Source organism: Acidipropionibacterium virtanenii (genome assembly GCF_003325455.1).
Lineage (GTDB): Bacteria > Actinomycetota > Actinomycetes > Propionibacteriales > Propionibacteriaceae > Acidipropionibacterium > Acidipropionibacterium virtanenii.
Genome location: NZ_CP025198.1, coordinates 2,884,809 through 2,904,629, shown reverse-complemented (window position 1 = coordinate 2,904,629; position 19,821 = coordinate 2,884,809). Strand labels below are relative to the sequence as shown.

The 19,821-nt window shown below is 67.9% G+C and carries 17 protein-coding genes; 6 read left to right on the top strand and 11 right to left on the bottom strand.

Annotation, left to right across the window (positions count from 1 at the left end; translation table 11 throughout):
• Positions 1 to 74: 74 nt before the first annotated feature.
• Positions 75 to 878 carry an HAD-IIB family hydrolase gene (locus JS278_RS13490; RefSeq protein WP_114045643.1) on the top strand — a complete coding sequence of 268 codons (804 nt, stop codon included), beginning with the start codon at positions 75 to 77 and terminating at the stop codon, positions 876 to 878.
• The gene (locus tag JS278_RS13485) at positions 878 to 1,696 is read left to right on the top strand and encodes an HAD family hydrolase (RefSeq protein WP_114045642.1); all 819 of its coding nucleotides are present in this window, start codon (positions 878 to 880) and stop codon (positions 1,694 to 1,696) included. The genes JS278_RS13490 and JS278_RS13485 overlap by 1 nt, the downstream gene beginning before the upstream one ends.
• A gap of 121 nt (positions 1,697 to 1,817) precedes the next feature.
• On the opposite strand, the gene JS278_RS13480 is transcribed toward JS278_RS13485, so the two are convergent.
• Positions 1,818 to 2,207, bottom strand: a complete 390-nt coding sequence (locus JS278_RS13480) for a type II toxin-antitoxin system VapC family toxin (RefSeq protein WP_114045641.1) — start codon at positions 2,205 to 2,207, stop codon at positions 1,818 to 1,820.
• Positions 2,204 to 2,452, bottom strand: coding sequence for a type II toxin-antitoxin system Phd/YefM family antitoxin (locus JS278_RS13475; RefSeq protein ID WP_114045640.1), 249 nt, complete (start codon positions 2,450 to 2,452; stop codon positions 2,204 to 2,206). Before JS278_RS13475 ends, JS278_RS13480 begins: the two co-directional genes overlap by 4 nt.
• Before the next feature lie 468 nt (positions 2,453 to 2,920).
• Between JS278_RS13475 and ileS the strand changes: the two genes are divergently transcribed.
• Entirely contained in the window at positions 2,921 to 6,265 is a 3,345-nt protein-coding gene (gene ileS, locus JS278_RS13470) for an isoleucine--tRNA ligase (RefSeq protein WP_114046342.1), read from the top strand.
• A gap of 873 nt (positions 6,266 to 7,138) precedes the next feature.
• Here ileS and JS278_RS13465 read toward each other — a convergent pair.
• The 5 genes from JS278_RS13465 to JS278_RS13450 all read right to left on the bottom strand — a co-directional run bounded on the left by JS278_RS13465 (position 7,139) and on the right by JS278_RS13450 (position 10,132).
• Positions 7,139 to 7,444, bottom strand: coding sequence for a transcriptional regulator (locus JS278_RS13465; protein ID WP_114045639.1), 306 nt, complete (start codon positions 7,442 to 7,444; stop codon positions 7,139 to 7,141).
• Positions 7,437 to 7,913: a hypothetical protein gene (locus JS278_RS15890; RefSeq protein WP_147243219.1), complete on the bottom strand. Its 477-nt coding sequence runs from the start codon at positions 7,911 to 7,913 to the stop codon at positions 7,437 to 7,439. Before JS278_RS15890 ends, JS278_RS13465 begins: the two co-directional genes overlap by 8 nt.
• A 297-nt stretch (positions 7,914 to 8,210) precedes the next feature.
• Positions 8,211 to 8,528, bottom strand: coding sequence for a GNAT family N-acetyltransferase (locus tag JS278_RS13460; protein WP_181833740.1), 318 nt, complete (start codon positions 8,526 to 8,528; stop codon positions 8,211 to 8,213).
• Positions 8,521 to 9,540 carry a Gfo/Idh/MocA family protein gene (locus tag JS278_RS13455; protein ID WP_114045637.1) on the bottom strand — a complete coding sequence of 340 codons (1,020 nt, stop codon included), beginning with the start codon at positions 9,538 to 9,540 and terminating at the stop codon, positions 8,521 to 8,523. The genes JS278_RS13460 and JS278_RS13455 overlap by 8 nt, the downstream gene beginning before the upstream one ends.
• 100 nt (positions 9,541 to 9,640) lie before the next feature.
• Positions 9,641 to 10,132 carry a DUF1707 SHOCT-like domain-containing protein gene (locus tag JS278_RS13450; protein ID WP_114045636.1) on the bottom strand — a complete coding sequence of 164 codons (492 nt, stop codon included), beginning with the start codon at positions 10,130 to 10,132 and terminating at the stop codon, positions 9,641 to 9,643.
• A gap of 254 nt (positions 10,133 to 10,386) precedes the next feature.
• Between JS278_RS13450 and JS278_RS13445 the strand changes: the two genes are divergently transcribed.
• Both JS278_RS13445 and murJ read left to right on the top strand, forming a co-directional pair.
• Positions 10,387 to 11,661 carry an aspartate kinase gene (locus tag JS278_RS13445; RefSeq protein ID WP_114045635.1) on the top strand — a complete coding sequence of 425 codons (1,275 nt, stop codon included), beginning with the start codon at positions 10,387 to 10,389 and terminating at the stop codon, positions 11,659 to 11,661.
• Positions 11,662 to 11,774: 113 nt separating this feature from the next.
• Positions 11,775 to 13,679, top strand: a complete 1,905-nt coding sequence (gene murJ, locus JS278_RS13440; protein WP_425451512.1) for a murein biosynthesis integral membrane protein MurJ — start codon at positions 11,775 to 11,777, stop codon at positions 13,677 to 13,679.
• 211 nt (positions 13,680 to 13,890) lie between these two features.
• On the opposite strand, the gene JS278_RS13435 is transcribed toward murJ, so the two are convergent.
• The 3 genes from JS278_RS13435 to JS278_RS13425 all read right to left on the bottom strand — a co-directional run bounded on the left by JS278_RS13435 (position 13,891) and on the right by JS278_RS13425 (position 18,210).
• On the bottom strand, positions 13,891 to 15,504 hold the full coding sequence (locus JS278_RS13435) for a polysaccharide deacetylase family protein (protein ID WP_181833739.1): 1,614 nt from the start codon (positions 15,502 to 15,504) through the stop codon (positions 13,891 to 13,893).
• Positions 15,505 to 15,634: 130 nt separating this feature from the next.
• Entirely contained in the window at positions 15,635 to 16,684 is a 1,050-nt protein-coding gene (locus JS278_RS13430; RefSeq protein ID WP_114045633.1) for a TerC family protein, read from the bottom strand.
• Positions 16,685 to 16,938: 254 nt separating this feature from the next.
• Positions 16,939 to 18,210 carry an MFS transporter gene (locus tag JS278_RS13425; RefSeq protein WP_245935118.1) on the bottom strand — a complete coding sequence of 424 codons (1,272 nt, stop codon included), beginning with the start codon at positions 18,208 to 18,210 and terminating at the stop codon, positions 16,939 to 16,941.
• 85 nt (positions 18,211 to 18,295) lie between these two features.
• On the opposite strand from JS278_RS13425, the gene JS278_RS13420 reads away from it, so the two are divergent.
• Entirely contained in the window at positions 18,296 to 19,180 is an 885-nt protein-coding gene (locus JS278_RS13420) for a LysR family transcriptional regulator (RefSeq protein ID WP_147243218.1), read from the top strand.
• Positions 19,181 to 19,225: 45 nt separating this feature from the next.
• On the opposite strand, the gene JS278_RS13415 is transcribed toward JS278_RS13420, so the two are convergent.
• Entirely contained in the window at positions 19,226 to 19,735 is a 510-nt protein-coding gene (locus JS278_RS13415; protein ID WP_114045631.1) for a universal stress protein, read from the bottom strand.
• Between the last annotated feature and the right edge of the window lie 86 nt (positions 19,736 to 19,821).

The following is a 19,821-nucleotide window of genomic DNA, read 5'->3' as shown; positions in this document are numbered from 1 at the left end:
ACTTCAGCACATCCGGACCGGCCCTCCAAACCGGTTCGGCGCGCCGTCACCGAGGGGCCCGATAGGCTGTCGGCGTGCTCATCGCCACCGACCTCGACGGGACCCTCGTCCGCCACGACAACACCATCTCACCGCGTGCCCGTGCTGCGATCGCCGCGGCCGAGGAGGCGGGGGTGCCGGTGGTGCCGGTGACCGGGCGTCAGTTCGGAGGGCTGAGCGACATCCTGGGTGCCTTCTCCCGCTACGCCCTGGTCAACAACGGATCGATGGGCGTCGACCTGGCCGACGGAGCGCGGACGATGTTCTGCGAGACCACCCCGGCCGCCACCGTCGCCGCATTCGTCGATGCCGTCCGGGGGTACTCCCCGAACGCCTCCTTCGCCTCGGTGCGCGAGGAGGGCCGGGTCTTCGCATACACCGACGGCTACCTTGAACTCACCCGCCCGGACGAGCTGATCAAGGACCCGGCCGACTACCGGCGGGTCGAGGTCGCCGAGATCGGTGCGCACGACTGCATGAAGCTCATGGTGCGCAGCGCGGAACTGCCGCTGGAGGAGTTCGTCGCGCGCACCCTGGCGCTGACGGTTCCCGGGGCCCACACCTCCTGGTCTGGCTTCCCGATGGTCGAGATGTGCGCCGAGGGGCTCACCAAGGCGACCGGCCTGGGCCGTCTCACCGGCCTCCTGGGGATGACCAGCGCCGACGTCGTGGCCCTGGGGGACGGCGGCAACGACGTCGAGATGCTGAGCTGGGCCGGGCGCTCCTTCGCGATGGCCGACGGCCAGCAGGTGGCCAAGGACGCAGCCACCGATATCGCCCCGTCGGCCGCCGAGGACGGCTTCGCCCGGGTCGTCGAATCCCTTCTGGAGTCCCTCTGATGTTCATCGCCACCGATCTCGACGGCACCCTGCTCACCCCGTCCGGAACCATCTCGGCGCGGTCGGCGGCGGCCATCGCCGCGGCCGAGGAGGCCGGTGTGCCGGTGGTGCCGGTGACCGCCCGCCAGCTCTACGGCCTCGACGAGCTGCGCGACCGGCTGGGGCGCTGGGCGCTGTGCAGCAATGGCGCGGTGTGCTGGGATCTGCATGCCGAGACGGTGCTCTTCCACCTGGAGACCAGCGCCGAGGTGGCCTCGGCCTTCGCCCGGGAACTGCTGGACGTCGAGCCGCGGACCCGTTTCGCCTCCATCCAGCGCGACGGCGCCTACTTCGCCTCCCAGGCCGGGTACGCCGATCTGTGCGTCTTCACCGATCATCACCGCGACCCCGCCGACATGCCCCGTCTCGGCCTCGACGAGGTGGTCGGGGCGCCCACCCTCAAGCTGGTGGCCCGCCACCCGGGCCTGTCGGTCCACGAGCTGGCCGCGGTGGCCCGTCGGCTGCCCAGCGCCGGGCGGGTGCATATCACGAGCTCCGGGGCCGGGATGCTGGAGATCAGCGCCGCCGGGGTCACGAAGTCCGCCGGGCTGCAGATACTGGCCGACCGCCTCGGCATGACCAGCGCCGATGCGGTGGCTTTCGGGGACGGGGACAACGACGTCGAGATGCTCCGGTGGGCGGGCCGGTCGTGGGCGGTGGCCAACGCGGTGCCGGCCGCCCGGGAGGCTGCCGGGAGCATCGCCCGGCCGAACACCGAGGACGGGGTGGCGCAGGTCATCGAGCAGTTGCTGGCCGAACGGGACGAGACGGTCGCCTGAGGGCCGTGCGCGCCTGAGGGTCGCGCGCGAAATTCCCGCTCAACGGGGGTTTTCGGCTCCACGGAGACGGAAAAGGCCGTTGAGCGGTGAATCCGGGGCCTGAGACTGGGGCCAAGCGTCCTCATCGGGGGGCCGAGACGGCCAGGCCGACGTCCCGGGCGGCCTCGACCATTCGCCTGTCGTAGCTGATCAGATTGTCCACGCCGATCTGCATGGCGACAGCCAGATGGATGGCGTCCAATGACCTGAGGTGAGTGCCCGGCAGCAGTCCGGCCTGGGCGAAGACCACCGCCGACGGCGTGTAGAGGTCGATCCGGTCGAGCAGCTCGGTGACGTGACGCTGAGTGAGTGCCGGGATCCGGTGGGCCGCTCGTCGCATCTCGGTCTCCAGGAGTGTGCAGGACGCCAGTGCGGGACGGTCCGCGTCGATTTCGGCGATGAGCGCCCGTGACTCGGCCTCGTCGACGACGAGTTTGAGGGCCGCCGAGATGTCGAGATACCAGGTGCTCATCGCTCCTCGCGAAGCTCGTCGAGGATCTTCCCGGTCGGCACCGGAGAACTCACCAGCTCGTCGGTGGAGAACACCGCGGGACGCCGCGCCGGGCGGTGAGGCAGGGGTTCATCGGTCTGCCGCAGCGGTGCGATCCTGGCGGTGGGCACGCCTCGGCGGGTGATGATGAATTCCTGGCCGTTTTCCACCTCGCGCAGCACCCGGCCGCTCTCGTTGCGCAGTTCGCGTTGACTGATCGTCGTCATGCTACAAATGTAGCTCTTGCGTAGCGTCTGCGATCGGTCCAGTCGGAGGATCGGTGCAGTTGGGGGATTCTGCTCCCAACACGCCGTCCCACAGCCCTGGCGAGCGCCACGACGGCGTGTTGGGAGCGGAATCCCCCGGGGCCGGTGCGGCTGATTGACGCCGGCGGGCGGCCGGAGCGCAGGTGGACACGAGGACACGCCAATTGAAAGACGTCGTAGAATCTCCTGCGTCGCACGGCGCAGATGGGGCCATCACCTCGGAGCCGTCGGAAGAACGGGCACGCCCCTGGGAACAATCCGCATGGGCACAGGGCCTCACTAGAACCGGCAGCGGCGTCAAGGAAGCGGCATCGGGTCCCGTCACAGGGGCGTCCAGATGCAATGAGGGTGGTACCGCGGGTGGCCCGGAGACGTTCCGGCGGCTCGTCCCTCGTCGAGAGCACGACGACGAAGGACGCGACCATCGCGATGAGCGACGCCACCAGCGCACAGCAGAACCCCGACACTGATCATCCGGGGACCTACCATGCCGTCCCGCCGCAGATCGATCTGCCGGCGATGGAGCACGAGATCATCGACCTGTGGCACCAGAACCGCACCTTCGAGAAGTCCCTGGAGCAGACCTCCGACGGCGAGCCGTGGACCTTCTTCGAGGGTCCCCCGACCGCCAACGGCCAGCCCGGCACCCACCACATCGAGGCGCGGGTGTTCAAGGACGTCTTCCCCCGTTTCAAGTCCATGCAGGGCTATCGGGTGGACCGCAAGGCCGGCTGGGACTGCCACGGCCTGCCCGTCGAGCTCGCCGTCGAGCGGGAGCTCGGGTTCTCCGGCAAGCCGGACATCGAGAAGTACGGCGTCGAACCCTTCAACGCCAGGTGCCGCGAGTCGGTGACCCGCCACGTCGACGCCTTCGCCGAGCTCACCGAGCGGATGGGCTACTGGGTGAACATGGACGAGGCCTACTGGACGATGCACCCCCAGTACGTCGAATCGGTGTGGTGGGGCCTCAAGCAGGTCTTCGACAAGGGCCTGCTCGGCGAGGACTACCGCGTCGCCCCGTACTGCCCGCGCTGCGGCACCACCCTGTCCGATCACGAGCTGGCCCAGGGCTACCAGGACGATCGCGACCCCTCCATCTACGTGCAGTTCCCGATCACCTCGGGTCCGCTGGCCGGTCGGGCGAAGCTGCTGGTGTGGACCACCACCCCGTGGACCCTGGTCTCCAACACCGCTGTGGCCGTCCATCCCGACGTCACCTACGTCGTCGCCCATCGCAACCCCGCCCCCCAGACCGACGACGCCTCAGAGACCACCGCCGAGGCCGGTCCGGGAGAGGATATCGTCATCGCCGATCCTCTCTTCGACGCCGTGCTGGGCGACGAGTGGTCGCGCACCGGGGAGACCTTCCAGGGCACCGAGATGGAGTTCTGGACCTATGAGCGCCCCTACGACTGGGTGAAATGGCCGGCCATCGAGCACCGCACACTCGACGGACGCGAAACCCCCGCCGACGCGAACTTCGTCATCCTGGCCGATTACGTCACCGTCGAGGACGGCACCGGCCTGGTGCATCAGGCTCCTGCCTTCGGCGCCGACGACTTCGCCACCTGCCGCGCCTACGGGCTGCCGCTGGTGAACCCGGTGCGCCCCGACGGCACCTTCGAGGCCGACCTGCCGATCGTCGGCGGGGTCTTCTTCAAGACCGCCGACAAGGCGCTCTGCGAGGACCTCGAGAAGCGCGGCATCCTGTGGCGCCTGGAGATGCACTGGCACTCCTACCCGCACTGCTGGCGCTGCGACACTCCGCTCATCTACTACGCCCAGCCCTCCTGGTACATCCGCACCACGCAGATCAAGGAGCAGCTGCTGGCCCAGAACGAGGCCACCACCTGGTACCCGGAGACCATCAAGCACGGCCGCTACGGCGACTGGCTGGAGAACAACATCGACTGGGCGGTCTCGCGCACCCGCTACTGGGGGACGCCGCTGCCGCTGTGGCGCAATGACGACGACCGCGACGACGTCATCTGCGTCGGCTCGCTCGCGGAGCTGTCGGGGTACGTCGGCCGGGATCTCTCGGATCTGGATCCGCACCGGCCCTTCATCGACGAGATCACCTTCGAGAGGAACGGCCACACCTACCACCGGGTTCCCGAGGTGGCCGACGCCTGGCTGGACTCAGGTTCGATGCCCTTCGCGCAGTGGGGCTACCCGCACGTGCCGGGTTCGGAGGAGAAGTTCCTGGCCCATTACCCGGCCGACTTCATCTGCGAGGCCATCGACCAGACCCGGGGCTGGTTCTACACGCTGATGGCGGTCGGCACCCTGGTCTTCGACCAGTCGTCCTACAAGAACGTGCTCTGCCTGGGCCACATCCTGGCGGCCGACGGCCGCAAGATGAGCAAGCATCTGGGCAATATCCTGCTGCCCATCCCGCTGATGGACAAGCACGGGGCCGACGCCGTGCGCTGGTTCATGGCCGCCGACGGCTCCCCGTGGAGCGCCCGGCGGGTGGGTGACGACACCATCCAGGAGACGGTCCGCAAGGTGCTGCTGACCTACTGGAACACCGTCTCCTTCCACGCCCTGTACGCGAATGCGAACCGGTGGGTTCCGTGCCAAGCGGGGGGGACGACCCCCCCGAGCCCCCTCGGCGAACAGGTCGGTGGGGGTCCGGATATCGCTGCGGTGGCCACCGCTGCGCCCCCTGTGGCACAGCGACACGTGCTGGATCGGTGGCTGACGTCGGCGACGAATGTGCTGGTCCGCGACGTCACCGCCTCCCTCAGCGATTTCAACACCCAGCGCGCCGGGGCTCTGATCCAGGAGTTCATCGACGAGCTGTCGAACTGGTACGTCCGCCGGTCCCGCCGCCGCTTCTGGGACGGGGATCCCAGCGCCCTGTGGACCCTCCACGAGACGCTGAACGTGCTCACCCGGCTGATGGCTCCGATGGTCCCGTTCATCACCGAGCGGGTCTGGCAGGACCTCTTCGTCCCCACCGATCCCAAGGCCCCCGAGTCGGTGCACCTGGCGGCCTGGCCGGTGGCCGACGAGTCGGTCATCGACGAGGATCTGGACCACGCGATGGATCTGGCCCGCCGCGTCGTCGAGCTGGGACGCGGGGCCCGCGCCGAGGCGAAGATGAAGGTGCGCCAGCCACTGAGCCGGGCCCTCATCGCCGGTTCGGCTCTGGCCAAGCTGGACGAGCCGCTGCAGGCCGAGATCCGCGCCGAGCTCAACATCGGCGCACTTGAGGCCTTCGGCTCCTCCGGCGACCTCGTCGACCACTCCGCCAAGGGCAACTTCCGTTCCCTGGGCAAGCGGTTCGGCAAGGCGACCCCGAAGGTGGCTGCTGCGGTGGCGGCCTGTGATGCCTCCATGCTGGCCGCCGAACTGGCCGCGGGCCACGAGGTGACTCTCGAGGTGCCCGAGGCCGAGGGTGGGAAGGCCACCATCGGCGCCGCCGACGTCATCATCTCCGAGAGGCCCCGGGAGGGCTGGAGCGTGGTCAACGAGCAGGGCGAGACCGTGGCCCTGGATCTGGAGATCACCCCCGAGCTGGCCAGGGCGGGGCTGGCACGTGAGGCGGTGCGGTTCATCCAGGACACCCGCAAGCACGTCGGTCTGGAGGTCTCCGACCGGATCTCGCTGACCTGGCATGCTACCGGCGACCTGGCCGGGGCGATCCGCGACCACGCTGGCGAGATCGCCGAGGAGGTGCTGGCCACCTCGATGGGGGAGGGGACCCCCGACGACGGCTGGGCCGCCGAGCCCGATCTGGGCCTGTCGATCAGCGTCGTCAAGGCCTGAGCGAGGAATCTGCTCCCAACACGCCGTCGGGCAGCCCCCACGGGAGCCACGACGGCGTGTTGGGAGTGTCTGCTTCTCATCTCCCCGGGAATGACGTGGCCGGGTGTAGGGCGTGAGTGGCAATAGTGGCTTGGTGACCAGATGGGCTGGATATGAGGGCTGACCAAAAGTTGGGTCTTGCCCCCGTGACTATGGCCAATCGGCCAGATCTTGCCGAATCCGCTTGACGAGATCAGGGGGGGGAATAGGTAACCTCCGGGGACAAGAGGTCCGATCCGAGTCCTCTGAATAGGAGGGATGACAATGATGTACGGAAAGAAGCGTTTGAGGATCAGGGCGTGTGCGATTGCGGTCGCTTCGATTATCGAGGGTGGAGCGCTCGTGGCAACTCCAGCGGTCGCCGCTCCTAGGCCAGCCGCAAGTCACGTCCAAGTCACACCAGATACCGGATCAGCACCCGATGGCGCCGCCGCTGCTGCGAGTGGTTGTGATTTCATGGCAGCCGAGTCGGGGAATGCGCACGTGCTCATCGATGGAGGGATGAGCTCAGGGTGTGGCTGGGTTGTCCTGACTCATGCCGAGCAGGTTGCGCTCCATAACATGGGGCCGCTGACTGCGTCCGCGGCCGGGTCCTACATTGGTGCAAGAATCGGTGGCGCTGGCGGTGCTGCGATCGGAACGCTCGTCGGTGGAGTGGCCGCGAAAGCGATCAATGATGTGGGGGTCTGCCCCAATAATCAGCAGTTGAGGATCGCTGCAAGAAATTCGGGGAGTGGAAACTCGTATAAATGTGAAGCTGTCGGATCATGAGGCTTGGCGTCTGACGCTCACGAGGCGGACGACTCTAAGCCCATGTGGCTGACGCTGCGGTTCCTATGACCATTGGTCGGCAATCTGTCGGAGGGCCCTGATATGTGAATCGAAGGCTTTGCGACCCGCCGGGGTCAGCGTCAGCCACATGATCCTGCGGCTGTCGGCGCGTTCTTTGTTGGCGACCTTTGAGGCGGATACATAGCCAACTCTAATGAGCGACTTGATGTGTTTCGAAAGTGTCGCGTCTGACACTTGCAGTGTATCCCTAAGGGCACTGAACTGCGCCTGATCTACCCGTCTCAGAAGCCCGCAGACTCGAAAGTTCATCAGCTGATGGATGATTGGATTGATGTCCGCATCATCCATGTTTGATCTTCCGTGCTATAGCGTACTCGACGGCGATAAACATGCCGATTGTCACTACTAGAGTCGCGATGCACAGCCATAGAATAGTCCATGTTTTCTCGTGGCTCGCGGCTTCCATGGCCAACGTGAGAATCCAACCAAAAGCGGCTCCGTAGATAACGACTGCCGTTGTTCCGATAGCGCCAAGTCGCCTCGCACGAATACCTATGCGATCGTCAACTAGATAAACGAGCACTGAGAGAAGCGCGAGCGGGAGAAGTGCAGAACAAATGGTCTCAGTCATCGAGTCGTAGCCATGCATCTTGTTAAGAGCGGACTCCGCGACCCAGAAAGCCATCACAAGCGCGACTGAACATCGTATGGGCCACGGTGTGCTGACATCGTCTGCGAACTTCCTGCGATCGGATACGAGATTGGTCAGGTGTTGGGTGGCCTCGGCAGGGCTTGGCTCTTGTTCTTGTATGTCCATGCAGGGGAGCCTAGCACTGGCTTGCCAGGATGGAAAGTAACTTACGGGCTTTCTGAGCCAGCGTGCTTCGTCGCACGGGACACCAGGACTGTTGCCATGCTGAATGAGGTGCTAGAGACAGAGCATCTGGACGAACTCGATACCCTTGGTGCGTAGACGTCATCATCTCCGTGCGAGGATCACCGAGTGAGGCTCGAGCGCGAGGAATCTACTCCCAACACGCCGTCGGGCAGCCCGGACGGGCGCCGCAACGGCATGTTGGGAGCAGATGTATCCCTATCCCTACTTCGCGAAGCCCTACTTCACCAGGTCGGCGTAGCCGGGATGGTCCTGGATCCAGGACGTCACATAGGGCGATACCGGGATCACCTGGTAGCCGTCGTCGCGCAGCAGGTCCAGGGTGGCCTTGAGCAGCACCGAGCGCATTCCCGATCCGAATCGGGGGTGCACATAGGCGGCCGGCAGCTTCACGACCCCTGGCTCGACCTGTTCCAGGGCGATGCCGGCGGCCTCGGACTCGGCCACCGTGAGAACGAATTCGCCGGTCCGGTCGCCGTTGACGGCCGTGGCCGAGCGATCCCACCGGACCCTCAGATCGTGGTGGAGATCAACCATGGGGAAGTTCCTCGTCGTCATGGTGGGTGACCCCCACCTGTTCAAGTACGGACTGCATCACCCGCGACACCTCCAGGGTGTCGTCCAGCGGCATGATGGTGCTCTCGGTGCGGCCGTCGCGCAGGCACTGGCCCACCTCGATGAGTTCATGGGAGTAGCCGCGGCCCGACTGCGGGGCCTCGTGGACCTGCGGGATGACGCCGCGGCGGTGCACCACGATGCGGCTGGGGTGGTGGAATCGCGGCTCCACCTCGATCCATCCGTGGGTGCCGTGGATGGCCATTCGCCCCGGCCCGTCGGCCCGCAGCGAGACGGCCAGGGTGGCGGTGCGCTCCCCGCGGTGCTCCAGCAGCATCGCCACGTCGGCGTCGACGCCGTTGGGGAAGAGGCTTCCCGCCGCCGTCACCCTGGTAGGGCTGCCGAGCCGGCCGACCGCGAAGTTGATGGCGTAGACGCCCAGATCCAGGGTGGCGCCGCCGCCGAGCTCGGGGTTGAAGAGACGGTCCTCGGGGTCGAAATCCCGCAGCGCGAAGAGATCCCCCTGGACCGACGTCACCTCGCCGATCTCGCCGGCCGCCACCGCCAGATCCATCTCCCGGATCACCGGCAGGAAGCGGCTCCAGATCCCCTCCATCGCGAACAGCCCCTTGGCCCGGGCGGCCTCGACGATCTCACTGGCACCGGCATGGGTGGCGGCGAAGGACTTCTCCACCAGAATCGCCTTGCCGGCCGCGAGGGCCGCCAGCGCGATCGGCTTGTGCTGGGGGTGCGGGGTGGCGACGTAGACGACGTCGACGTCGGGGTCCTCGAGCATCTCCGCGTAGGAGGCGTAGGCCCTCGGCCGAGGATGATCGGGCAGGGTCGAGAATGCCAGGTCGGCGAACGACTCCGCGTGCTCCCGGGTGCGCGAAGCCACCGCCGCCACATGCGCGTCGGGTACATGGATGAAGTCGGGCAGGACGGTCCGGGCGATCCGCCCGGTTCCCGCGATGCCCCATCCGATCGGAGCCATGGCAGAACTCTAGGCTCCCTGGCCCCGCCCGTCCGGTAGTCGCGGGAACTTGTCGAAGCGATATGTCCGATCACTCCGGCGGTCGCCGTTCACGAGGCTGCTAGCGGGTTCGGGGAGGCTCCTGCCCGTCGCCGTCGTCACCATTCCCGATCTCGCCGCGACGCTGCCTGGAACCCGGGCCCCGCTCGAGCCGACGCCGGCGGCCGCGGTCCTCGCCGACCAGTGCGGGGACGAGGAATATCGGGATGAAGATGATCCACCACCACTGCCATCCGGTGGCGAAGTTGATGATGAGCGCCGCCGGCCAGGCGATCGCGCTGAGGATCTCGACCAGCCGGTGGTAGCGGCCTTCGCCGGCGGCCACCTCCTTGGCCGACGACGCCTTCTCCATACTCATCCGGGCCGCCGGGGCGTCTGCGGGAAGGTCGTCGAAGAGCGGCGCGAGATCGCCGCGGGTGCGGGCCGACAGTGCCGCCGCCATCCGCTCGTCGAACTCCTCGGGGGTCAGCCGTCCGGCGACGTGGTGATCGCGCAGCGCCTCCACCGCGGCGTCACGCTCCGCGTCGCCGATGCGCTGCTCACTGGGATCCATGACCACCAGAGTAGGACGGCCGAGACCATTCAAGGGGTCGTCCCGCCCCTACTTGCGACGAAGAGGCCAGCGACGCGGACCGCAGCACCGTCAGAGCCGCCGCTACGGGGTTCGAAGGGGTCGTCCCGCCCCTACGTGCGACGAAGAGGCCAGCGACGCGGACCGCAGCACCGTCAGAGCCGCCGCTACGGGGTTCGAAGGGGTCGTCCCTTTCGCTCGGTTAGACTGCAGTGTCCGCATTCACGGGAGGGTTGATGACGCGCGTCGTCCAGAAGTTCGGTGGGTCCTCGGTGGCCGACGCCGGCTCCATCAAGCGGGTGGCCAAGAGGATCGCCGCCACCAGGCAGGCCGGGAACGAGGTGGTCATCGTCATCTCGGCGATGGGCGATTCCACCGACGACCTGATGGACCTGGCCCTCCAGGTCTCCCCTCAGCCCGCCCCCCGAGAACTCGACATGCTGCTCACCACCGGTGAGCGGCAGTCGGCGTCGCTGCTGGCGATGGCATTGTCCGATCTGGGCGTGCCGGCCCGCAGCTACACCGGATCGCAGGCCGGCGTCATCACCACCGCCGCGCACGGCAACGCCCGCATCATCGACATCACCCCCGGCCGGGTCGAGAAGTCCCTGGACGCCGGCAACGTGGTCATCGTGTGCGGATTCCAGGGGGTCTCGCAGACCACCAAGGACGTCACCACCCTGGGCCGCGGCGCCTCCGACACCACCGCCGTCGCGCTGGCGAGCGCACTGGGTGCCGAGTACTGCGAGATCTACTCCGACGTCGACGGCGTCTTCACCGCCGATCCGCGGATCGTGCCCGGAGCACGGCGGATTCCCGAGATCAGTTACGAGGAGATGCTGGAGATGGCCGCCTGCGGCGCCAAGATCCTGCATCTGCGGTGCGTCGAGTACGCCCGCCGCGAGGATGTGCCCGTCCACGTCCGCTCCTCCTTCTCCGACAGGCCCGGCACCTGGGTCAGAGACCTTGCAGACATCACGAAGGGATCAGCTGTGGAAGAGGCCATCATCTCCGGGGTCGCCCACGACCGCTCCGAGGCGAAGATCACTGTCGCCGGCATTCCGGACGCCATCGGCCGGGCCGCGCAGATCTTCCAGATCATCGCGGACGCCGACATCAACATCGACATGATCGTCCAGAACGCGTCGCGGGTGATGAACGGCCGCACCGATCTGTCCTTCACCCTGCCGATGTCCGACGGCCGCACCGCGGTGAAGGCCCTCAACAGCGCCCGGGAGTCCATCGGCTTCGAGCAGCTCCTCTACGACGACCAGGTCGGCAAGGTGTCGGTGATCGGGGTCGGTATGCGTTCCCACCCCGGCGTCACCTCCACCTATTTCAACGCACTGGCCGGGGCCGGCATCAATCTTCAGATGATCTCCACTTCGGAGATCCGCATCTCGGTCGTGGTCGCCGCCGACCAGGTCGATCAGGCGGTGCGGGTGGCCCACACCGCCTTCGGGTTGGATGCCGAGGGCGAAGCCGTCGTCTACGGGGGGACGGGCCGCTGACTCCCCGCAGAGGGGCGGGCGCCAACCCGCCCGGCGACGATCGGGCGCCCCGGCGGACCAATGACGGTCCGCCGGGGGCCGGGCAGCCTCATGCCACGAGCGACGTCTACGACCTGCTGACGGTCCCCGAGGAGCCGCGCAGTTCCACCGGATTCTTCGATGTCTACGACTCCCTGGACATCGACGCCACGATGCTGCGCTCCGATCTGGCGGCGCGCATCCACGCCATGGAGCGGGCCGAGGACGAGGAGCGCCGGGCCCGGCTGCGACGCGAGGCCGCTCGCGGCCCCAGGCGCGCCGCCTCCCCGGAGTCGGCCGAGACGGGGATGGGCCTCCCGGCTCTCGGGGCACCGGTCCCCGCCGACGGTACCGAGGCCGCCGCCGGGGCCCTGCCCGGCGAGGCCGCCAGGAGCGAGGCCGAGCAGACGGCGTCGCTCAAGCGGGAGAGCTCGATCATGGCCGCCGGGACTCTCATCTCGCGCGTCCTGGGCCTGGTGCGCAGCTCCCTGCTCACCACCGCCATGCTGGGCACCTCGCTGGCCCTCGACACCTTCCAGGCCGCCAACACGCTGCCGAATGTCATCTTCAACCTGCTGTCCGCGGGCGTCCTCAACGCCATCCTCATTCCGCAGATCGTCAAGGCGATGAAGCGCAAGGACGGCGGTCGGGAGTTCGTCGACCGGCTTCTGACGGTCTCCTTCGCCGCGGTGCTGCTCATCACGGTGCTCGCCACCCTCACCTCGCCCTGGTTGCTGCACATCTACTTCTCGGGCTCGGGCCCGGCCCGGACACTGACCACCTTCTTCGGTTTCATCTGCATGCCGCAGATCCTCTTCTACGGCCTCTACGCGATCCTCGGGCAGGTCCTCAATGCACGGGGGCAGTTCGCCGCCTTCATGTGGAGCCCGGTGCTGGCCAACGTCATCCAGATCAGCGGACTGGTGTGGTTCCTCGTCCAGTTCGGGGCCCACGGCGACCCGGCGACCTGGACCGCGTCCATGGTGTGGGTGGTCGCCGGGACCACCACTGCGGGCATTGCGGTCCAGGGTCTGTTCCTCATCATCCCGCTGTGGCGCGGCGGATTCCGCTGGCGTCCCCGGTGGGGGATCCGGGGCTACGGCCTGGGCGCCGCGGCCCGGTTGACGGTATGGACCTTCTCGGCCCTGCTCATCGCCCAGATGGTGGGTATCGCCACCAAGAAGATGCTGTCGTGGGTGCGGGTGCACCATCCCGAGGTGTCCTCGATCAGCGCCTACGACAACGCCTTCCTCATCTTCATGCTGCCCCACGGGCTCATCACGGTGTCGATCCTCACCGCCCTCTTTCCGCGGATGAGTTCGGCCCACGCCGACGGCGACACCGACGGGCTGCGGTCCCTGGTGCGCAGGGGGCTGACGTCGCCGGCGGTGGCGGTGATCCCGTGCTCGATCGCGATGGTGGTGCTGGCCCGGCCCGGCGTCCAGACGATCTGGAGTCTGCAGTCGGACCAGGTGATGCCGCTGGCCGGGGCTGTGGCGATCATGGGGATCGGGCTGCTGCCCTTCGGGATCTCGACCCTCCAGCAGCGCTACTGCTTCGCCCGCGAGGACGGCCGGCAGAATCTCATCATGCAGGCCATCCTGTCGGGCACCCAGCTGGTGCTGGTGAGCCTGGTCTTCGTGGTGCCGGCCGGCGGTGCGCTGTGGACCGTGGCGGCCGCGCAGACCGTCGGCAATGCCGTGGTCTCGGTGGTCTGGATCGTGGCGGCCTCACGTCAGATGAACGGCCTGGGCATGAGGTCGGTGGCCCTCAGCTGGCTGCGGCTGCTCGCGGCCTCGGTCATCAGCGGGGTCCCGACCGCCGTCGCCGTGTGGGCGATGGGACTGCTCGGCGAGGGCCGACTGATGAGCCTGCTCACCCTGGCGGTCGGCGGTTGCCTCTTCGTCGGCGTCTTCCTGGCGGCGGCGAAGCTGCTGAAGATCGACGAGGTCGGCAGCCTGCTCGACCCGATCCTGCGACGTCTGCACCTGGCGAGATAGAAGCGGGAGGCCCGATCCGAGGATCGGGCCTCCCGCGGCCCGCCACCGCCGGGGGAGGGGGTGGCATTGTTGGGCCCTTCGCGGGATCTGGGGGGAGTTCCCGCGGTGCTTCTCAGCGTAGACGCTCAATGATTAACGGGTCAATCGTGTCAGCCGCACGTGAACAGATGACCATCCGGCCAGGGAGGACGCCCGTCCACATCTCGCGATGTCATCCCTTGCACAGGTAGCCGTCCTGCACCAGTGAGGTTCCTCGGCAGTAGCCGTGACCGGTGCGGAAGCCTCCTGTGTTCAGCGTCATCTCCGAGACGGTGACGAGTTTGTACCCCTCGGCGGTGAGCTTCTCGATGATCGGCTCCGCGGCCGCGACGGTGAAGTCGTGGATGTCGTGCATCAGGATGATCGGCTCGGTGTAGACCGAGACGTCGCTGAACACCTTCGCCTCGGTGGCGCTGGTGCTCTTCGTCTTCCAGTCCTCGGTGTCCACGCTCCAGTTGACGATGGCCAGGTTGTCGGCGCTGGCCACCGCGTCGGCGGACTCGTTGTGGGAGCCGTAGGGCGGGCGCAGCAGGAGGGGCGAGCGCCCGATGAGCTTCTTGATCCGGGTGTTGTTGCCGGTGATCTCCTGGGCGAGGCGCTCGGAGCCCAGCGAGGCGAGATCCGGATGGGTGACGGTGTGGGAGCCGATCTCGTAACCGGAGGCGGCGACCAGCACCGTGGTCTTCGGGTAGGTGTCGATCGAGTTGCCCATCTCGAAGAAGGTCGCGGCACCCTTGTGCTTCGCCAGCGCCGCGAGCACCGTGCCCGTCTCGGGTCCCGGACCGTCGTCATAGGTGAGGGCCACCGCCTTGTGGACCACGCAGTCGATGCCGATGGCGGTGCTCGGATGCTCGGGGCCCGACGAAGCGGCCGATGCGGAGGCGGACGGGCTCGCCGACGCGGTGGCGACCGGTGCCGTCGAGTCGCCGGGCAGCGGGCGCACATTCGGTGATGCGGCGGCCTTGGGATGGTTCTGGCCCGGCGTCCACCAGGTCCTGGTCGCGGTCGGGGTGCCGGTGAAGGTGCTCGGATGGGTGGAGGCTCCCTCCGCCATCGTGCCGAAGTCCGACAGCAGCGGGGAGGCCACCTTCTTCGTGACCCTCACCTGGGTCGGGTCCGCTTTCACCGCGCCGGGCGGGAAATCGACGACCAGGCCGCCTGAGGTGTCGAAGGAGATGGCCGGTCCCGTGCCGTAGGGGGCCGGGGTGTCCTGGAGGGCCTTGAGGGCCTTGGCCTTGTCGAGGCCCGCGTCGGCGGCGGCCTGTCCGACGGCCTTGGCGAAGGCGGCCCAGCCCGGCCAGGAGATGAGGGCGGACGGGGAGAAGGTCTGGGAGAGCTGGGCGTCGTACCACAGCGACGTGAGGGCCGTCGTCGCCTTTCCCGCGGTCGTCGTGGTCGACGTGACGAGCACCCCGATGACGTCGGTCGAGGCGGCGAGGTAGCTGGTGGAGATCTCGACCGCGGTGGCCTTGTCCCAGGCGGCCTGGCGCAGGGTGCGTTCGCGCACCACCTCCAGGGCCTGGGTGAGGTTGCGGGCCTTGGGGATCTGAGGCACCGCGGCGCTGACCTTGCGTGGTTCCGAGGCCTTCAGACTGGTGGCGATCGCGCCCGTGATGAGGCCCGGATCGGCCTTCGTCATGGCCGCCGGGGCCGGCGTCCCGTTCGATCCCTTCTTCCCCCCGCCGGATCCTCCGGGGCCGCCGGAGGATCCGTTGCAGGCCGACAGCGAGAGGGCGGCGAGCACACCAGTACTCGCCCCGATGAAGCCACGACGCGTCACGTTCACGGCACACAGATTACGTTGCGGAGGTCTACAAGCAGAACACGGCCCGTCCGAGCATCGGGAAGCCGTCCGTCCCGTCCCGATGAGCGGGACGGGACGGGTCGCCGCGCCGTACAGCGCGTCGGGGAGAGTGTCAGGACGGTGAGCTGACGCCCTGCGCGGCGTCGCTGGAGGAGGCGGCGCCGGCGTCCGCATCGTCATCCCCGGCCCCGTCGTGAGGGCGCGAGCGGCGCGTACTGATCAGCGAGGTGATGACGGTGACGATCAGCACGCCGAGGATCACCAGCAGCGACAGGTTCGTGGAGACCTCGGGGACGTGCAGGGGATCGCCGCCATTGATGAAGGGGATCCGGTTCTCGTGCAGAGCGTGGAGGATCAGCTTGACCCCGATGAAGCCGAGGATCACCGACAGGCCGATGGACAGGTGGACCAGACGGTCGAGCAGCCCGTCGAGCAGGAAGTACAGCTGGCGCAGCCCGAGCAGGGAGAAGGCAGTGGCGGTGAAGACGATGTAGGCGTTCTGGGTGAGGCCGAAGATCGCCGGGATCGAGTCGACCGCGAAGAGCACGTCGGTGCCGGCGATCGCCACCATCACCAGCATCATCGGGGTCATGGCCCGGCGGCCCTGGTGCATCGTCGTCATCCGGTCGCCGTCGTAGTAGTCGGTGGAGTGGATGAAACGCCGGGCCAGGCGCACCATGACGTTGTCGCCGGCCTCCGGATCCTCGTCCTTGTTGTGGCCCTTGACCATGCTCGCGGCGGTCAGGAGCAGGATGATGCCGAAGAGGTAGAAGACCCAGGAGAAGGAGTTCACCAGAGCGGCGCCGGCCAGGATGAGCCCGGTGCGGGCGATGAGGGAGAAGATGACGCCGAACATCAGCACCTTCTGCTGATTGGCCCGCGGTACCGCGAAGCTGGTCATGATGACCAGGAAGAGGAAGAGGTTGTCGACGCTGAGGGCTTTCTCCGTGACGTAGCCGGCGAAGTACTCCTTGCCGAGCTCCGCGCCGCCGAGGAACCAGACCCCGGCGCCGAATATCAGCGCCACCGCCACGAAGATCGCGGACCAGACGCCCGCCTCCTTGAGAGTCGGAGCATGAGCTTTGCGGACATGGGCCATGAAATCGACGGCCAACAGGGCGAGCAGGCCGACAATGGTCAGCGTCCAGACGATCGGGCTCAACGGAGACTCCTCAGGAGGGTGCGCGGGCGCAGTACCTCGATGAGACGTAGCCGGGCCGAGATCGGTTCCATTCCCTCAACAGGAGGAACGACCCCCTGCGCTCGCCAGGGCACGCTGACCCCTCACCGAGAATGTAGGTGTCTGCCGTGGGGTCTGTGAGCCGGTTCGGTACCGCTCGGAATTCCCGCTCAACGGCCCTTTTCGTCCCGACAGAGCCGAAAACCCCTCTTGAGCGGGAATCCGGGACCCGCAGGTCAGGCGCGCGCCTCACGGGCCGAGTGGGCCACCATGGCCGCCAGAGCGCATCCGACAAGGATGAGGAGGACGAGCCACATCACCAGGCCGGACCAGCCGAAGGTGTGCATCACATGCCCTGACAGGTAGCCGAGGATCGAGGAGCCCAGGTAGTAGCAGGCCAGATAGGTGCCCGACGCCTCGCCGCGCGCCATCGGGGCCAGGGCGCCGACCCACCCCGAGGCCACGGAGTGGACGGTGAAGAAGCCGTAGGTGAACAGCGCCACACCGGGCAGCGCCAGCCAGAGCAGGCCCGACGCCGCCAGCGGCATTCCGATCACGGCCATCGCGGCACCGATGAGCATCGCCGTGCCGCGTCCGCGCTGGGCGCTGAGGTGGCCGGCACGGGCGGAGGCCAGCGTCCCGAACAGGTACAGGAGGAAGATCAGGCCGATGAGGGACGGGGGCAGGCCGAAGCGGGCCGTGAGGCGATAGCCGAGGAAGTCGTAGAGGGAGACGAAGACCCCCATGAAGATGAATCCGATGCCGAACAGTCCGGCGAGCCGATGATCGGCCCACTGGCGGGCCATGGTGCGCAGCTCGGGTCCCAGTCGCAGGGCCTTGGGACGAAACCGCCTCTCGGCCGGCATGAGGGTCACCATCGCCACCGTGCAGGCCAGCGCGAAGGCCATATCGATGCCCAGTGCCGGGCGCCATCCGGCGAACTGCAGCACCCCCGAGGGGATGAGCCGGCCCAGCAGCCCGCCCACCGTGTTGCCCGCGACGTACAGGCCCATCGCCCTGGGCAGGCATCGGGGATGGATCTCCTGGCTGAGCCAGGCCATCGCGGTGGCGGGGACGCCCGCCACGAGCAGGCCCTGGAGAGCACGTCCGGCGACCAGCCAGCCCAGGCTGGGGGAGAGCGGGAGCAGCAGCCCGACGATCACCGCCGCCATCGCGGAGATGGTCATGAGCCGTCCGCGCCCGAAGTGCTCCGAGAGCACCGAGACCGGCAGGATGGCGATCGCCAGGACGCCGGTGGCGGCGCTGACTGTCAGCGAGGCCTGTGCCGGGGTCGCTCCCATCTGGGCGGTGAGGGTCGGCATGAGGGCCTGGGTGCAGTACAGGGCGTTGAAGGAGGCGAGGCCGGCGGCCAGCAGGGCCAGCGAGGCCCTGGCGTATCCCGGCCTGCCGCTGACCAGTCCGCCCGGATCCTCGGCGGTCGTGTCCCCTGAGGAGGGGACACCGGTGGCCGGTCTGAGGGTGGACGGAGGTGCGGTGGTCGTCGTCACTCCTTAACAGTGAACCGTAGTCTGCACGAATGGAAGTGCATATGAACGCTCATTCTGATGCACTATCTGCATTAGCCTGGTGGCTGTGCTGTCAGACGATCTGTCCTGGTTCCTGATCCTCGCCGAGAGTGAACACATCGGGGAGGCGGCCGCCGAGCTGCGCATGCCGCAGTCCACCCTGTCGCGGTGGCTGGGACGCCTGGAGCGGCGCCTCGGCACCACCCTGTTCGATCGTCACGGCCGATCGCTGGCGCTCAACACCCGCGGAGCCGCGCTGGGGCGGCGGCTGCGCGCCGCCGTCACCCAGCTGGACCTGGGGGAGAGCGAGGTCCGACGGCTGCTGGATCCCGAGACCGGACTGGTGCGCTTCGATTTCATGCACTCGTTGGGGACCTGGCTGGCGCCGCGCCTCATCCACGGCTTCGTCGACGACCATCCCCGCGCCGACATCCACCTGCACCAGGGCACCGGCCGTGATCTCATCGCCCGGATCCGCGACGACGAGGCCGATGTCGCACTGTGTTCGCCCCGCCCCGACCATGACGATCTCAGATGGCTGGAGGTGCTGCGCCAGCCCCTGGCCCTGTGCCTGCCCTCCGACCACAGGTTGGCCCGGCTCAGCCGGATACGGCTTGCCGACGTCGCAGCCGAACCGTTCATCTCCACTCCCGGCGGCTTCAACTCCCGTGACCTTCTGGAGGAGGTGGCGGCCGACGAGGGCGTCGAGGTGAACGTCGCCTTCGAGTCCGACGAACTGTCCACCGTCGCTGGACTGGTGGTCTCCGGCGTCGGCGTCGCCCTGCTGCCCGCCGACGATCCGTACCTCCAGCTGCCGGGGACCGTGTTCATCCCCCTGGCCACCTCCCGCAGCCGCGAGGTGGGGCTGATCTGGCGCGCCGGCCAGGAGCCGGCGTCGACCCCCGGTCTCTTCCTCGACAGCGCGAGGGCCGTGCTCAGTTCTGGGAGATAGGCAGCGATCTCTCCTGACCTCCCCGATGCGCCGCTGCGCCCACGCCTATGCGTCGCTGCGCCCGCGGGGCTGACGCTGCCTGGCGTCGTCGGGGGGAGGCGGGATGGTGCTCAGGCCGGGTGCCTGGCCGGGCCAGACCAGCTCGACGGTGCAGGGGGCGTGGTCGATGACGAATCTCGTGTGCGCTCCCAGGCTCGGCGGGCCCAGTCGGCTCCGATCCCCGTCGCGGGCCATCACCAGGTGGTCGGCATCGGCGGCGGCCTCGGTGATCACCCGTTCGGTCGGCCCGATGAGGACCGTGGTGCCGACGTCGTCGCCCAGCTTCCCCGCCGCCTGCGCCAGCACATCGCGGGCCATCTCCTGGACCAGTCCGGAGTCCTGGGCGTCGACGTCGCGGTGTCGGCGCCCCAGCAGGCCGCCGAGGCGCCCGGCCGGGAAATCGGCGTAGGCGTCGGCGGCGGCGACCAGCGTGATCTCATCGTCCCCGTGGTGGTCGAGGAGGGCATCGACGACCGCCGGCCAGGTGGCGGGGGCGATCCAGGCGAGGACTCTCATGGTCAACTCACTCCCATCAGTGAAGCGGCAGCGCTCAGGGCCATTGTGCACAGCACCAGGCAGGCGGGAACAGTGATGAGGCCCAG